Source organism: Micromonospora sp. URMC 106, from assembly GCF_051386395.1.
Lineage (GTDB): Bacteria > Actinomycetota > Actinomycetes > Mycobacteriales > Micromonosporaceae > Micromonospora.
Genome location: NZ_JBPQTP010000059.1, coordinates 1 through 14,556 on the forward strand (window position 1 = coordinate 1; position 14,556 = coordinate 14,556).

Annotated in this window: 15 protein-coding genes; 8 read left to right on the forward strand and 7 right to left on the reverse strand. The window is 75.2% G+C overall.

Features of this window, described 5'->3' with window-relative positions; translation table 11 throughout:
- Positions 1-1,827, reverse strand: a 1,827-nt coding sequence (locus tag ACSNOB_RS18860; RefSeq protein ID WP_436687844.1) for a tetratricopeptide repeat protein, incomplete at its 3' end; no start/stop codon positions are given.
- Positions 1,828-2,014: 187 nt separating this feature from the next.
- On the opposite strand from ACSNOB_RS18860, the gene ACSNOB_RS18865 reads away from it, so the two are divergent.
- Both ACSNOB_RS18865 and ACSNOB_RS18870 read left to right on the forward strand, forming a co-directional pair.
- Positions 2,015-3,046 (forward strand): SIS domain-containing protein, encoded by a 1,032-nt coding sequence (locus tag ACSNOB_RS18865; RefSeq protein ID WP_436687870.1) that lies wholly within the window; start codon positions 2,015-2,017, stop codon positions 3,044-3,046.
- 25 nt (positions 3,047-3,071) lie between these two features.
- Entirely contained in the window at positions 3,072-4,631 is a 1,560-nt protein-coding gene (locus ACSNOB_RS18870) for a histidine kinase N-terminal domain-containing protein (protein WP_436687845.1), read from the forward strand.
- A 43-nt stretch (positions 4,632-4,674) separates the two neighbouring features.
- Here the strand turns inward: ACSNOB_RS18870 and ACSNOB_RS18875 are convergent, their stop codons facing one another.
- Entirely contained in the window at positions 4,675-6,279 is a 1,605-nt protein-coding gene (locus ACSNOB_RS18875) for a glycosyltransferase family 39 protein (protein ID WP_436687846.1), read from the reverse strand.
- A 628-nt stretch (positions 6,280-6,907) separates the two neighbouring features.
- Here ACSNOB_RS18875 and ACSNOB_RS18880 point away from each other — a divergent pair.
- The 4 genes from ACSNOB_RS18880 to ACSNOB_RS18895 all read left to right on the forward strand — a co-directional run bounded on the left by ACSNOB_RS18880 (position 6,908) and on the right by ACSNOB_RS18895 (position 10,425).
- Positions 6,908-8,623, forward strand: a complete 1,716-nt coding sequence (locus tag ACSNOB_RS18880) for a nitrite/sulfite reductase (RefSeq protein ID WP_436687847.1) — start codon at positions 6,908-6,910, stop codon at positions 8,621-8,623.
- A gap of 61 nt (positions 8,624-8,684) precedes the next feature.
- Positions 8,685-8,843: a hypothetical protein gene (locus ACSNOB_RS18885; RefSeq protein ID WP_350703763.1), complete on the forward strand. Its 159-nt coding sequence runs from the start codon at positions 8,685-8,687 to the stop codon at positions 8,841-8,843.
- Positions 8,840-9,625 (forward strand): phosphoadenylyl-sulfate reductase, encoded by a 786-nt coding sequence (locus ACSNOB_RS18890; RefSeq protein ID WP_436687848.1) that lies wholly within the window; start codon positions 8,840-8,842, stop codon positions 9,623-9,625. Before ACSNOB_RS18885 ends, ACSNOB_RS18890 begins: the two co-directional genes overlap by 4 nt.
- On the forward strand, positions 9,607-10,425 hold the full coding sequence (locus ACSNOB_RS18895) for a sirohydrochlorin chelatase (protein WP_436687849.1): 819 nt from the start codon (positions 9,607-9,609) through the stop codon (positions 10,423-10,425). The genes ACSNOB_RS18890 and ACSNOB_RS18895 overlap by 19 nt, the downstream gene beginning before the upstream one ends.
- A 96-nt stretch (positions 10,426-10,521) precedes the next feature.
- On the opposite strand, the gene ACSNOB_RS18900 is transcribed toward ACSNOB_RS18895, so the two are convergent.
- Positions 10,522-10,779: a WhiB family transcriptional regulator gene (locus tag ACSNOB_RS18900; RefSeq protein WP_007072794.1), complete on the reverse strand. Its 258-nt coding sequence runs from the start codon at positions 10,777-10,779 to the stop codon at positions 10,522-10,524.
- A gap of 450 nt (positions 10,780-11,229) precedes the next feature.
- The gene (locus tag ACSNOB_RS18905; RefSeq protein ID WP_436687850.1) at positions 11,230-12,180 is read right to left on the reverse strand and encodes a diacylglycerol/lipid kinase family protein; all 951 of its coding nucleotides are present in this window, start codon (positions 12,178-12,180) and stop codon (positions 11,230-11,232) included.
- A gap of 43 nt (positions 12,181-12,223) precedes the next feature.
- On the opposite strand from ACSNOB_RS18905, the gene ACSNOB_RS18910 reads away from it, so the two are divergent.
- Complete coding sequence (locus ACSNOB_RS18910; protein ID WP_393109392.1) at positions 12,224-12,613, forward strand: hypothetical protein; 390 nt, start codon at positions 12,224-12,226, stop codon at positions 12,611-12,613.
- Positions 12,614-12,662: 49 nt separating this feature from the next.
- On the opposite strand, the gene ACSNOB_RS18915 is transcribed toward ACSNOB_RS18910, so the two are convergent.
- From ACSNOB_RS18915 to sodN, 3 genes are read right to left on the reverse strand one after another with little or no spacing between them, the layout of a single operon-like run.
- Entirely contained in the window at positions 12,663-13,070 is a 408-nt protein-coding gene (locus tag ACSNOB_RS18915) for an ATP-binding protein (protein ID WP_350703755.1), read from the reverse strand.
- A 24-nt stretch (positions 13,071-13,094) separates the two neighbouring features.
- The gene (locus tag ACSNOB_RS18920) at positions 13,095-13,679 is read right to left on the reverse strand and encodes an N-acetyltransferase family protein (protein WP_436687851.1); all 585 of its coding nucleotides are present in this window, start codon (positions 13,677-13,679) and stop codon (positions 13,095-13,097) included.
- Positions 13,676-14,080: a superoxide dismutase, Ni gene (gene sodN / locus ACSNOB_RS18925; RefSeq protein WP_091103276.1), complete on the reverse strand. Its 405-nt coding sequence runs from the start codon at positions 14,078-14,080 to the stop codon at positions 13,676-13,678. The genes ACSNOB_RS18920 and sodN overlap by 4 nt, the downstream gene beginning before the upstream one ends.
- Positions 14,081-14,166: 86 nt before the next feature.
- Here sodN and ACSNOB_RS18930 point away from each other — a divergent pair, with 86 nt between their 5' ends.
- Positions 14,167-14,517, forward strand: a complete 351-nt coding sequence (locus ACSNOB_RS18930; protein WP_393109398.1) for a S24 family peptidase — start codon at positions 14,167-14,169, stop codon at positions 14,515-14,517.
- The last annotated feature ends 39 nt before the right edge of the window (positions 14,518-14,556 follow it).

A 14,556-nucleotide genomic window follows, 5' to 3' on the forward strand; every position in this document is an offset into this window, starting at 1 on the left:
GCGGAGGGTGGCGGTCAGGCGACGCCAGAGACGGCGCAGGCGGGAACCGGGGTCGCGGGGGCGGGGGACCGGGCGCACGGCGGCCAGCGAGGTCGCCAGGGCGACCGTCTCCGCGTCCAGGGCGGGCGTGGCCAGGGCCAGGTGGGCCAGGGACGCCGCGATCGGCACCGGTCGGACCCGGGCCACCGCCGCGACGTCCGCCAACCGCTCGGCCACCACCCGGGCCACGTCGGGGCGGACCGCCGGGTCGACCCAGGCGGCGGTGACCATGGCGAACAGCGCCGCCTCGGTGGTCCAGTCCTCGACGCCCCAGACCAGGTCCAGCAGCACCCGGCGGCGGGCCGACTCCGCCCACGGCTCGTCCGTGCGGTGGTGCAGCAGGCCGAGGCAGGCCCACACCTGGACGCAGCGCACCCAGAGCGAGGGATCCTGCCCGAGCACCCGGCCCAGCGCGGTGGGCGGCGCGTCCGGCGGGTGCGCCAGCAGGCCGAGCAGGTCGGCCAGGTCCAGGGTGGCCAGGCCGACCGCCGCGTCGTACGCCGCCGGGGGGTGCGGCCACGCGGGGTGGGCGAGCTGCCGCAGCCGGGCGACGGCCTCCGCCGAGGGCGCCGGCACCGCGGGCACGACGGCCGTCCCGTCCCAGCGCCAGAGCTGCCGGCCGTCCGACCGTCGGGGCTCGCGCGGGTCCGGGTCGGGCACGTCGGCCACCTCGACCCGCATCGCGGGCACGACGGTGGCGACGGTACGCAGCGCGCTCGGCGGCGCGGGCGAGTCCAGCAGCACGGCGGCGCCGGCGCCGCCGTGGTCGTCGGCGACGGCCTGGCGCACCGCCTCCACCACCGCACCGGTGGCCGGCGTGACCTGCCCGAGCCAGGCCCGGCCGCGGCAGCACTCGGCCAGGTCGCCGTGCTCGTGCGTGTCGTCGGGGTGGTCCCGGACGAAGTCGGCGAGCGCGACCAGGTGCGCCACGTCGCCGTCGCGCTGGTACCGCAGCCGGTGGGCGGTGTGCACGGCGCAGTCGAACGTGGGGTCCCGGGCGAGGGCACGGTCGATCCAGTCGAGCGCCTCGTCGAGTCGCCCGTTGTCGGCGAGGGTGCCGGCGATGTCGGCGTACACGGCGAGGTCGTCGGGGTCGTGCCCCACGGCACGGCCGAGCGCCGCCAGCGCCTCCCGGGTGCGGCCGGCGCTGCGGTACGCGTACCCCAGCCACACCTCGCCGATCTTCGACGGCTCAGCGCGTACGCCCCGGGCGGCCCAGCGGATGGCCAGGGCGACCTCGCCGACCCGTCGGGCCAGCGCGGACGCCGCGCCCAGCAGCAGGCCGTGCTCGGCGTGGACGGTGACCGCGTTGCGGGCCAGCGCCAGGTAGGGGGCCAGCGCCGCCCGGTCGGCCCGCGGCGCCGGGTCGGGCACGGCGGCGCAGACCTGCATGAGGATCCGGGCGGTCCGGTCCGGTTCGAGGCGCTCGGCGAGTTCCGGCGCGGTCACCCAGGGCACGCCGGCCCAGTCCGTCCCGGGCGCGTGCCCGGTCGCCGCGACCAGCAGGTCGAGCCCTTCGGCGGGCCGGCCGGCGGCGGCCAGCAGGTGGGCGCGGGCGACCACGGCGCCGACGAAGGCGTGGTGGTGCAGCGGGAAGAGCTCCACCCCGCCGTCGCCGTCGGCGGCGGCGAGCCGGGCGAGGGTCTCGTGCACCTCGGGCAGGGTCGGGGCCTGGGCCAGCGCGGCGGCGACGTGGCCGGCCGCGTGTTCCAGGTCGCCGGCGTCCATGGCGAGCCGGGCCAGGGCAAGTTCCTCCGCCGCGGGCAGCGCCCGGTCGTCCTCGGCCACGTCGTCCTCTCGCTCTCGGTGCTGCGGTGGGCCGGGCAAGCGTAGGTGATGTTGCACCGACATGGTGATCAACTGCGCACTACTGCTCGTTCGATTGCTCTGATCAGATCAAAGGTGCAAGACTGAGCAGGAAACGCGCGGCAATCGCGCAGTGGGAGGAGTTTCCGTGACGCGTGCAGGGGCTGGCATGGCCGCCGACATCGACGAGCAGCCGGCGGGCTACGCCCGGCTGCTCTCCGCCGAACACGCCGGGGCCATCGCCCGGGTGGCGGCGGTCATCGCGGAGCGCCGACCCCGGCACGTGGTCTTCACCGCCCGGGGCACCTCCGACCACGCCGCCCTCTACGGGGCGTACCTGACCGAGATCCGGCTCGGCCTGCCCGCCGGGCTCGCCTCGCCCAGCGCCGTCACCGTCTACGGCGCCCGCCCGGACCTCTCCGACGCGCTGGTCGTCGGCGTCAGCCAGAGCGGCGGCTCGCCGGACCTCGCCGAGGTGCTCCGCACCGCCCGCGCCTCCGGCGCGCTGACCCTGGCCGTCACCAACGCGCCCGACTCCCCGCTGGCCGACGTCGCCGAGCTCTCCGTCGACATCGCCGCCGGGCACGAGCGCGCGGTGGCCGCCACCAAGACGTACACCGCCGAGCTGCTCGCCCTGCTGATGCTCGTCGAGGGCATCCGGGCCGGCGACGGCGCGCTGCCCGCCGACGAGCGCGACGCCCTCGCCGCCCTGCCCGAGCTGGCGGCCCGCACCCTGGAGGACCAGACCCCGGCCCAGCTCGCGCCCCGCTACCGGTTCGCCGGCCAGCTCGTCACCACCGGCCGGGGGTACGCGTACCCGACCGCCCGCGAGGCCGCGCTGAAGCTGATGGAGACCTCCTACCTGCCGGCGCTCGCGTTCTCCGGCGCCGACCTGCTGCACGGTCCCCTCGCGATGACCGACCCGGACGTGCCGGTCCTGGCCGTGGTCGGCTCCGGGCCGGGCGGCCGGTCGATGGGCGAGGTGCTGCCCCGGCTCGGCGAGCGCCGCGCCGACGTGGTGGTGGTCGGCTCCGCCGACGTCGAGGGCGCCACCCGGATGGCCGTCCCCGAGGTCGACGAGCGGTACGCCCCGCTGCTGGACATCCTGCCGCTGCAGCGCCTGGCGCTGGCGCTGGCGCTGGCCCGGGGCGAGGACCCGGACGCGCCCCGAGGGCTGAAGAAGGTCACCGCGACGATGTGACGCCCGGCGTGGCACGCTGGTCAGCGTGTCCACGCTGCGCGACCTCGCCGAGGAGCACACCCGTCTCCGCCCGGCCGACATCGACCACCTGCACCGGATCGCCGGCGACTGGCAGTTGCTGTCCGACCTGTCCTTCGCCGACCTGCTGCTCTGGGTGCCCGTGGACGCCGACGGGACCTTCCTCTGCGTCGCCCAGGTCCGGCCGACGACCGCCCCCACCGCGTACCTGGACGACCAGGTGGGGCGGATCGTCGGCGGGCCGGAGGTGGCCCACCTGGAGGTGGCCCACCGGCAGGGCCGGATCTGGCGGGAGGGCGACCCCGTCTGGTACGGCGACGTGCCCGCCCGACACGAGGCGATCCCGGTCCGGCTGCGCACCGCCGACGGCGAGGCCGGCGAGGTGATCGCCGTGGTGGGGCGGGACACCAACCTCTCCACCGCGCGCACCCCGAGCCAGTTGGAGCTGAACTACCTCACCACCGCCGACGACCTGGCGCAGATGATCGCCGACGGCACCTTCCCGCCGCCGCGCCACCCGGGGGAGACCACCTCGGCCCCGCGCGTGGGCGACGGGCTGGTCCGGCTCGACGCCGGCGGCAAGGTCACCTACGCCAGCCCGAACGCGCAGTCGGCGTACCGGCGGCTGGGCTACGCCTCGCACCTGGTGGGCGAGGACCTGGCGGCGCTGCACCGCCGGCTGGCCGGCGACCCGCTGGAGGGGACGGACGCGGCGAACGGCATCCTCGCCGCGCTGCGTGGCGAGGCGCCGCCCCGCCGGGAGATCGACGCCCGCGGCGCGACGATGCTCACCCGGGCCCTGCCGCTGATGCCCGCCGGGGTGCCGATCGGCGCGCTGGTGCTGGTCCGTGACATCACCGAGGTACGCCGCCGCGACCGCGCCCTGATCACCAAGGACGCCACCATCCGGGAGATCCACCACCGGGTGAAGAACAACCTCCAGACGGTCGCCGCGCTGCTGCGCCTCCAGGCCCGCCGAGTGTCAATGCCGGAGGCCCGGGTCGCCCTGGAGGAGTCGGTACGCCGGGTCGCCTCCATCGCGCTGGTGCACGAGACCCTCTCCATGTCCAGCGACGAGGCGGTCGAGTTCGACGGCATCGTGGACCGGGTGGCCAGCGCCGCGACCGAGGTGGCGGCGACCGAGTCGACGGTCGGGATGCGGCGGATGGGCAGCTTCGGGGTGCTCCCCGCCGAGGTCGCCACCTCGCTGGTGATGGTCCTCAACGAACTGCTGCTCAACGCCGTCGAGCACGGGTTCCCGCCGGCCGCCGAGCCGACCGGCGCGCCGGACGCGGCCGGCCCGGCCGGCGCGGCGCCCGAGGTGGTGGTGTCGGCGCACCGGTTCCGGAAGATGCTGCACGTCTCGGTGACCGACAACGGGCGCGGGCTGCCGCCCGACTTCGATGCCGAGCGGGGCGGAAACCTGGGGTTGCAGATCGTCCGGGCGCTGGTCACCGGCGAGCTGCGCGGCACCATCGAGTTGCGCGACGGCGCGAACGGCGGCACCGAGGCAACGCTCGTCGTCCCGCTGGCCCGCAGCGCCCCCGAGGGCCGCTCCACCGGCTGACCCGTCGTGGGCGGCGCCGCAGGCGCGGACGGACCCGCAGGCGTCAGCGGGTGAGCAGGGCGACGGTCAGGCCGGGGCGCGGCCAGACCCGTTCGACGGTGAAGCCGGCGCGCAGCGCGTCGCCCTTGGCGCCGGGCACGGCGGACAGCGGGTCGTCCCGGCGGCCGGCCACGATCAGCCAGATCCGCTCCGCGCCGGCCAGGCACTCGGCCGGCCGGTCGCACTCGGCGGCCCACAGGTCGCCCCGGCGAACCTGGTCCTGCGCCACCAGCACGTCGCGGGGGCGCCCGTCGCCCAGGTGGTAGGCGATGCCGAGGTCGAGGAAGAGCCAGCTCTCCCGGGGCGAGTAGACGACGGCGTCACCCGGCCGCTGACCGTCGGTGACGACCCGGGCCGCCCCCCGGTAGTCGACCGGGGCGGTGCGTGGCCATTCGTGGGTCCTGCGCAGCGCCGCCTGGTCCGGCAGGCCGAGCAGCCCGGCCAGGGCCACCACGGCCAGCGCGGCCGGCAACCGCACCGTCGCCAGCGCCGCGCCGGCGAGCAGGCAGCCGAACGGCACGACGAAGACCAGGTAGCGGGGCACCCAGAGAGGTACGACGGCGCCGGCGGCGAAGACCAGCAGCACCGGCAGCAGCACCGCGCATCCGGGCAGCAGGGCGCGCCGGCCCAGCCGGGCCGCCCCGAGCGCGGCGAGGCCGACCAGCAGTCCGCCCACCGTGCCGCTCTGCGCCACCCCGCCCGGCAACGCCGTCAGGTCGGTCAGCCGGACCGGGTCGACCCAGTCGAGCTGCCGGGACCGCTGGCCCACGGCCAGCAGCACCAGCGGGGTCACCAGCAGCGCGGCCGGCACCAGGGCGAGTGCCCAGCACAGTGGCCGGCGCCACGACGCGGCTCCCGTCGGGCCGCCCGCCCCGGCGAGGTCGCCCGCGGCGTCCGTCGCCGGTTCGGTCCGCCCCGGTGTGCGGCGGGCTGGTGACGGGCCGCCCGTTCCGGCGGGGCCGCCCGTTCCGGCGGGGCCGCCCGTTCCGGCGGGGCCGCCCGTTCCGGCGGGGCCGCCCGTGACGTTTGCCGGCGGCTCGCCGGTCCGCCCGGGCGGGCGGCGAGCGGCGAGCACCGCGACCGCGTGCGCGGCGAGCAGGGTGAGGGCGATCAGGTGGGTCAGCCCGAGCGCGGCGACGGCGGCGGCGTACCCCGTCCAGCGCGCCCGTCCGGGCCGGCGCAGCGCCTCGACCAGCAGCAGCGTCGCCAGCACCGCGAGGAACGTGGCCAGCGCGTACGGTCGGGCCTCCTGGCCGTAGCGGGAGGTGCCCGGAAGCACCGCGAGGAGCAGCCCGGCGAGCAGCCCCGCGCGGGCGTCGACGAGCCGCTGGCCGAGGACCGCGGTCAGTCCGGCCGCGGCGGACATGGCCAGTGCGGCGGGCAGCCGCAGCGCGGTCACGGAATCGCCGGCGACCGCGACCCAGGCGTGCATGAACAGGTAGTAGGGGCCGGTGGCGGCGTCGATGGTGCCGGCCAGCCGGACCAGGTCGTCCACCGGCCGGGTGGCCGCGCTCCAGGTGGCCAACTCGTCCCGCCACGGTTGGGCGCGGTCGATCCCGGCAGCGGTCACCAGCAGGGTCAGCAGCGCCGGCCACGGCCAGATCGGCAACGGCCGGCGGGGCCGATCCGGCCGGAAGCGCTCCGCGTCGGGCCGATCCGGCGGCAGCCGCCCGGTGCCTGCCCGCTCCGCACGGGCCCGCGCCGTACGGGCCGGCTCCATAGGCGGGCGCGCCGGTCGGGGGCGCTCCGCGCCGGCCCTCCGGGACCGCCACTTTCCGGACAATCTGCCCACGCGGCCGAGCCTTCCACACCTCCGCCCACCCCGTGCGTCGCGCCGGAGATCGCACAACTTTCTGCAAGTAGTGGCCTCCCCGGGCGAGGAGGGCACTACTTCCCCGAAGTTGTCGCCTCCCGCCCGCCGAGCGGGGTCCGGGGCGGCCGGCGGGCGTGGCCCGTGATGTGGGATCACGCACGCGCTCGTTGGCCGGCCCCCGGTGGGTGTGGCAGCATGACTTCCATGACCGCCGCTGTCGTCCGCCGCTTCGTGGCCCGCCGCCACGTCGACTACGGCCGCGTGCGCAGCGCGATCTGTCCGGCCCACTGACGACGCCCGACCAATCTGTCTCGGGCGCGCCCTCGCGCCGGCTGTTCCGACACCGTTGTCCCCAGCCCGTTCCGACGGGCCGGCCGCCGCGCCCGCGCATCCCGAGGCACCGCAGACAACGGAGGACGCCGCCATGGCGGTCAGCAGCATTCCGGCCCGGGCCGGGGACCCGACTGCCCCCAGACCGGCCCGGGCCCCGCGCCGCCCGCGCGGCGAGGGCCAGTGGGCGCTCGGTCACCGCGAGCCGCTCAACGCCAACGAGCGGATCAAGAAGGACGACGACCCGCTGAACGTACGGGCCCGGATCGAGAACATCTACGCCCACCGCGGGTTCGCCTCGATCGACCCGCAGGACCTGCGCGGCCGGTTCCGCTGGTGGGGGCTCTACACGCAGCGCAAGGCGGGCATCGACGGCGGGCGTACGGCCGTGCTGGAGCCGCACGAGCTGGAGGACGAGTTCTTCATGCTCCGGGTCCGGGTGGACGGGGGCGAACTCAGCCTGGCGCAACTGCGGGTGGTCGCCGACATCTCCCGCGAGTTCGCCCGGGACACCGCCGACATCACCGACCGGCAGAACATCCAGTACCACTGGATCCGGGTCGAGGACGTGCCGGAGATCTGGCGCCGACTGGAGTCCGTCGGCCTGCAGACCACCGAGGCGTGCGGCGACTGCCCCCGGGTCGTGCTGGGCAGCCCGGTCGCCGGCGTCGCCCGCGACGAGCTGGTCGACCCGACGCCGGCGGTCGACGAGATCGTCCGCCGCTACGTCGGCGACAAGGAGTTCTCCAACCTGCCGCGCAAGTTCAAGACCTCCATCTCCTGGCTGGTCGACACCCCGTACGAGGCGAACGACATCGCGTTCCTGGGGGTCGACCACCCGGACCACGGCCCGGGGTTCGACGTCTGGGTGGGCGGCGGCCTGTCCACCAACCCGATGCTGGCCCAGCGGCTCGGCGTCTGGGTGCCGCTGGCCGAGGTGCCGGACGTCTGGGCCGGCGTGGTCGGGATCTTCCGTGACTACGGCTACCGCCGGCTGCGCAACCGGGCGCGGCTGAAGTTCCTGGTCGCCGACTGGGGCGTGGCGAAGTTCCGCGAGGTGCTGGAGAAGGAGTACCTGGGTCGCGCCCTGCTCGACGGGCCGGCCCCGGAGCTGCCGGAGAAGCCGGTGGACCACATCGGCGTGCACCCGCAGCGCGACGGGCGCCACTACGTCGGGGCCGCCCCGGTGGTCGGGCGGGTCTCCGGCGGGCAGCTCGCCCGGCTCGCCGACGTGGTCGAGGCGCACGGCAGCGGCCGGGTGCGGCTCACCCCGTACCAGAAGCTGCTGGTGCTCGACGTGGCGCCGGAGCGGACGGACTCGCTGGTGCGGCAGCTGCGGGAGATCGGGCTGGAGGCGCAGCCGTCGGCCTGGCGGCGCGGCACGATGGCCTGCACCGGGATCGAGTACTGCAAGCTGGCGATCGTCGAGACGAAGGCCCGCGGCGAGGAGCTCGTGGCCCGGCTGGAGGAGCGGCTTCGGGACTTCGACGCCGACATCTCCATCCACCTCAACGGCTGCCCGAACGCCTGCGCCCGCACCCAGGTCGCGGACATCGGCCTGAAGGGCCAGCTGGTGGTCGGCCCGGACGGCCGCCAGGTGGAGGGCTTCCAGGTCCACCTCGGCGGCGGGCTCGGCATGGCCGAGGGGCGGACCGCCGGCTTCGGCCGCAAGCTGCGCGGCCTGAAGACCACGGCAGCGGAGCTTCCGGAGTACGTGGAACGTCTCGCCCGGCGCTACCTCGCCGGCCGCAAAGCGGGCGAGACGTTCGCCAACTGGGTGATCAGGGTCGACGAGGAGGAACTCCGATGAGCGAACGAATCAGCCGGCCTGGTGGCGTGCGCGGTGGCGCCGGGCGCAGCGGGGTGACGCGATGAGCGAGACCCGTTCCGCGCCGCTGTACTGCCCGTACTGCGGCGAGGAGGACCTGCGGCCGAGCGAGGCCGGCCACGGCGCCTGGGAGTGCCACGCCTGCGCCCGGGTGTTCTCGGTGCGGTTCACGGGCCTGCTCGGCAGGGCGGTGGCCCGGTGAGCGGGGGCACGGGCGACCAGCCGGGCCTCGTCTCCGCGGCGGGCCTGGGCCTGGTCGGCGTAGCCGGTCCGACGTCGGCCGACCCGGCCCGGCGCGACCCCGACGAGCTGCGCGCGCTGGCCGAGGAGGCGGGCCGGGAACTGGAGGGCGCGCCGGCGCTGGAGATCGCCCGCTGGGCGGCCGAGACCTTCGGCGACCGGTTCTGCGTCACCAGCTCGATGGCCGACGCCGTGCTGGCCCACCTGGTCTCCCGGGTCGCGCCGGGGGTCGACGTGGTCTTCCTCGACACCGGCCTGCACTTCCCGGAGACGTTGAGGGTCCGCGACGAGGTGGCCCGGACGCTGCCGGTGAACGTCCGGTCCATCCGGCCCCGGCTGACCGTCGGCCAGCAGGACGGCCAGTACGGCCCCCGGCTGTTCAACAAGTCCCCGGACGACTGCTGCCAGCTCCGCAAGGTCGAGCCGCTGGAGCGGGCGCTCGCCGGGTACGACGCCTGGGCCGCCGGGCTGCGTCGGGACGAGTCGCCGACCCGGGCGAACACGCCGGTGGTGACCTTCGACGCCCGGCGCGGCAAGGTCAAGGTCAACCCGATCGCGGCGTGGCGGCAGGCCGACGTGGACGCCTACATCGCCCGGTGGAACGTGCCGGTCAACGAGCTGTTCAAGCAGGGCTACGGCTCGATCGGGTGCTGGCCCTGCACCCGGCGCACCAAGGCGGGGGAGGACCCGCGGGCGGGTCGCTGGGCCATGTTCGAGAAGACCGAGTGCGGCCTGCACGTCTGACCGGGCCGGGCCCGGGTTCTCCCGCGTCGTGGGCGCCCGGGCCACCGGCGGCCGACCCGGTGGTCCTGGTGGCCCACGGCAGCCGGGATCCGCGGGCCGCCGAGGCGACCCGGGCGCTGGCCCGGGCGGTGTCGACCGCCCGGCCGGGCACGCCCGTGCTGGCGAGCTGGCTGGACCACACCGAGCCAGGTCCCGCCGCGGTGCTGCGGGACCTGGCCGCCGCCGGGCATCGCCGGGCGGTGCTGGTGCCGCTGCTGCTCACGGCCGCGTACCACCGGCGGGTGGACATCCCGGCGGCGGTGGCGGCGGCCCGCGACTCGGGGCCGCCGATGGCGGTACGGGTGACCGACGTGCTCGGCCCCGCCGACGGAGAGGTCGACGGCGGGCTGCTGGCCGGCCTGCGCCGGCGGTTGGGCGAGGCGGCGCCGGGGCGGTTCGACGGGCTGGTGCTCGCCGCGGCGGGCACCACCGACGCCCGGGCGCGCGGGTCGGTGGGGCGGGTGGCCGCCGCGCTGCGGGCCGATCTCGGGGTGCCCACGCGGGTGTCGTACGCCTCGGCCGCCCCGCCGGCCGTCGACGCGGCGGTGGCCCGGCTGCGCGCTCGGGGTGCCCGACGGGTGGCGGTGTCGGCGTACTTCCTGGCTCCGGGGCTCTTCCACGACGCCGTGGCCGCGGCGGCGCGGGACGCCGGTGCGGTGGCGGTGTCCGCGCCGCTGACCGACGCCCCGGAGCTGGCCGATCTGGTCCTGCGCCGCGTCGACGCCGCCGAGAGGGTGGCGGGGATCACGGCCGGCCCATGATCGGAACAGCCGCTCCGGGGTAGGTGACAGGCGTGCGGACAGCGATACGCCCCGGCGGGCGAACCCGGCCGGGGCGTGCAGCTGTGGTGCGTGGGATCAGGCGGAGTGAGCGCGCAGCACCCGGAGGCCACCGCGGCGCTTCACGGCGCGCCGCTCCTCCTCGCTCATCCCGCCCCAGACGCCAGCGTCCTGACCGGACTCCAGCGCCCACTGCAGGCACTGGTCGGTCACGGAGCAGCGCCGGCAGACGGCCTTGGCCTGCTCGACCTGCAGGAGAGCCGGTCCGGACGTCCCGATCGGGAAGAACAGCTCCGGGTCCTCGTCGCGGCAGACAGCATGGTGACGCCAGTCCATGGCGGCAACACTCCTCATTCTGGGTGGGTGGCAGTTATTGCTTTGGTGCTTTTCCTATATGCATCCGCAGCGCCGATGGTGACGGTTCGCGTCCGCTTATTCGGCAGTGCGTGAGCAGGCGGTGTTGGCCCCGCGGACCTGCTGGAACAGCTCAACCGGACGAGCATATCCAGGCAATGTCCCGGTAACTCGAGTTCGCTTGTGAATACTTTCACGAACGCCCGGGATGTCAAGGGTGACGCTCGGAAAAACTCCAGGCGGTGAGCAAGCCCACAACCCATTTGTCCGGATTCCAGCGCCTTCCTGGTTACCCGGCGTACCACAGTCGAGGATCAATATAGTACGGTCCGCGTGACATTGCTGACATTTCCGGCACCTGCCTCTCGGTGTGGCGGCCGCCCCCGCCGGTGCGGTGTCGTCGCCGCGTCGACCTACGGCAGTACCCGAGACCTAGCAGATTACTCTCAGTGCCGCCGGAACGGATGTAAATCTGACTTTCTCCCGCTCACCGAGGTAGTCGCCGTCGAGCTGGAACGCCTGCGGGCGGGCGGAGAGCAGGGTGAACTCCGCGACATCGTGCAGCCGCAGCACCTGGCGGCCGTGCGGATCGGGCGTCCGGGAGAAGAACTGCGTCACGGTGCGTGTCGTGCTGGCCACCCGGAGCTGGCGCAGCGCCAGCACGTCCAGGCCGAGGTCGAACGACGCCTCCGGGTTCGGGTTGACCTCCCGGTCGCCCAGGTACGTCCACGGCGCGGTGTTCTGGATGATGACGGTGGCCAGCTCGCCCTCCGCCGACTCGCCCGGCCGCTCCAGGCTGATCGCCGGATGACGCCGGTCGGAGTTGAGGAAGTACTGGGCGACGGTGGAGCGGAAGTAGAGCGCGGGGGTGGAGACCCGGCCCCGCCGGCGCGCCTGCTCGACCCGGTGGATGACCGCCGCGTCGATGCCGAAGCCCGCGCAGAAGGTGAAGTAGCGGTCGTCGGCCCGGCCGAGCCCGATGGTCCGGTACCGCCCCAGCCGCAGGCCCTCCAGGATCATGCTGGTCCCGTCCGGCCAGTCGCGGGGCAGGCCGAGGGCCCGGGCGAAGACGTTCGTCGAGCCCCCCGGCACGGTCGCCAGGGCGGGCAACCGCTCGGCCGGCGTGGCCGCGGCCGGCATGGTCGGCGGCTGCGCGGTCATCAGGCCGTTGACCACCTCGTTGACCGTGCCGTCGCCACCGAGCGTGACGACGACGTCGACGCCCTCCTCGGCCGCCTCGCGGGCGAGGTCGGTCGCGTGCCCGCGTCGCCGGGTGTAGCGCACGGAGAGGTCGACTTCGCTGCGCAGGGCCCGGACCAGGACGTCCCGGCTGCGCTCGCTGGTGGTGGTGGCCTTCGGATTGACCACCAGGACGGCCCGCATGGGCGGCACTGTACCGCGTGCCACCCCGGGTATCGTGGCGCGCGTGACCATCGACTCCGACCCGATTCCCGTCACCCTCCGCTGGGCGGTCCGCCTGCTGCGGGGCGAGGCGGTCGCCGTGGGGCTGATCGCCGCGTGGCTGGTCTGGGCCGATCTCACCGCCACCACCACCGACCTGACGTCGGCGTTGCTGGTGACCGCGTTCGCGGTCGGCGCGGCGGCGGCGCTCTGGGCGCTGGGCGGCGCGCTGGCGCGCCGCAGGGCGGGTGCGCGGGCCCCGGCGATCGTGCTCCAGCTCATGCTGCTGCCGATCGGATGGTTCATGGTCCAGGGCGGGGTGGGCTGGCTCGGCGTACCGCTGATGGCGCTCGGCCTCGGCGTCACCGCGCTGCTGGTGAGCACCCCCACCACCCGGGCCCTCGGCTTCGAGTGACGCCCGCGCCAGAGTGGCCCCGGCGCCCACCGCCGGGATGGGCGCGCGGTCAGTACCCGGAGGCGCGCCGGGTGAGCAGCGAGATGGTGGCCCGGCCGTCGGCGGCGCTCGCGGACGCCGAGGTGGTGAGCGCCGTGAGGACCTTCCAGGCGAACGACGACTCGGCCGGCAGCGTGGCGCCCCGCACGGTCGGCACCGTCACCTCGACGGTGAGCGCGTCGTCGGTGACCGCGAACCGGCAGTCGAGCTCGGCGTCGCGGGTGGCGATGGCGAGCAGCATCGCGCACGCCTCGTCCACGGCGATGCGCAGGTCCTCGATCTCGTCGAGGGCGAACTGGAGCCGCGCCGCGAGCCCGGCGGTGGCGGTACGGAGCACCCCGAGGTAGCCCCCGTCCGCGGGCACGGTGAGGTGCACGACGTCGTCGTCGGTCGTCGGCTGCCCGGTCAGTTGAGTCACCACTCATCCCCCCGGTCGGGGACTCTACCCGCTCGGTCGTCCCGACGTGTGGGGGCCGCCACGTGCCTGCGCGGCCAGGCCGGCCAGGGCGTCCCCGCTGAGCCGGTACGGGACCCACTCGGGCATCTGCCGCGCCCCGATGGCGGCGTAGAAGCCGGCGGCCGGGTTCCAGTCGATCATCCACCACTCCAGCCGCTGGTAGCCCCGCTCGACGCAGATCGCGGCGAGGGTGGCGAGCAACAGCCGACCGGCCCCGGTGCCCCGGGCGGCCGGGCGGACGTAGAGGTCCTCCAGGTGGACGCCGTGCACGCCGGCCCAGGTGGAGAAGTTGAGGAACCACAGCGCGAAGCCCACCGGTCGGTCGTCCGCGTCGACGGCCACGTGACCGAAGAGCGCGGGGGCCGGGCTGCGACTGCTCCGACCCGGCGCGTCCGACGTCGCGCCGCGACCCGGAGCAGTCGGGAACAGGGCGGCGGTGAGCTGTTCCTCGGTCAGGTGACACTGCTCGGGCGCGCGTTCGTACTCCGCCAGCTCGTGCACCATGGCGACGACGGCCGGCACGTCCTCGGGACGTGCCGGCCGGATCGTCGGCGGACCTGCGACGGTCACGCCTTCTTGGTCTCCCAGAAGATCTTGGAGATCTCGTCGATCTTCTGCAGCAGCTCGTCGGCCTTGGACGGGTCGGTGCCGCCCTTGGCGCCGGCGGCGCCGGCCAGCTTGGTGGCCTCGTTGAACAGCTGGTGCAGGTGCGGGTACTTCTCGAAGTGGGCCGGCTTGAAGTAGTCGGTCCAGAGCACCCACAGGTGGTGCTTCACCAGGTCGGCGCGCTGCTCCTTGATGAGGATGGCGCGGGTGCGGAACTCCGGGTCGGTGTTGGCCTGGTACTTCTCGCAGATCGCCTTCACCGACTCGGCCTCGATCCGGGCCTGCGCCGGGTCGTAGACGCCGCAGGGCAGGTCGCAGTGGGCGCTGGCGGTCACGCGGGGCGTAAGGATGCGCGGAAGTCGCATCAGGATCCTCCATGGGAAGTTTGCGATGATCCACCACGACATTACTCCTCGGACGTGCGCCGAGAGGCCGGGTGGAGGTGAAACCGATGGAGCCCGATCGCCCGGCGGGGGCGCCCCGGCTACGGTGGCCGCTGACCGCCGTGCTGGTGACGGGTCCGTCCATGTCGCCCACGCTGCGGCACGGCGACGCGGTGCTGGTTCGCCGCGGCGGGCGGGCCGTCCGCCCCGGCGACGTCGTGGTGGCGGTGTTCCGCAGCCGCCCCGACCTGCTCGTGGTCAAGCGCGCGGTCCGCGCCCAGGACGGCGGCTGGTGGTTGTCCGGGGACAACGACCTGGTCACCGACGACTCCCGGGCGTACGGGGTGGCCGACGTGCGGGGCCGGGTGGTGGCGCGCTACTGGCCCCGCCCGGGACGGGTGCGCCCGCGTCCGTTATGACCCCGCTCACATCCGTGTGACGGTGGCGACACTATGCTC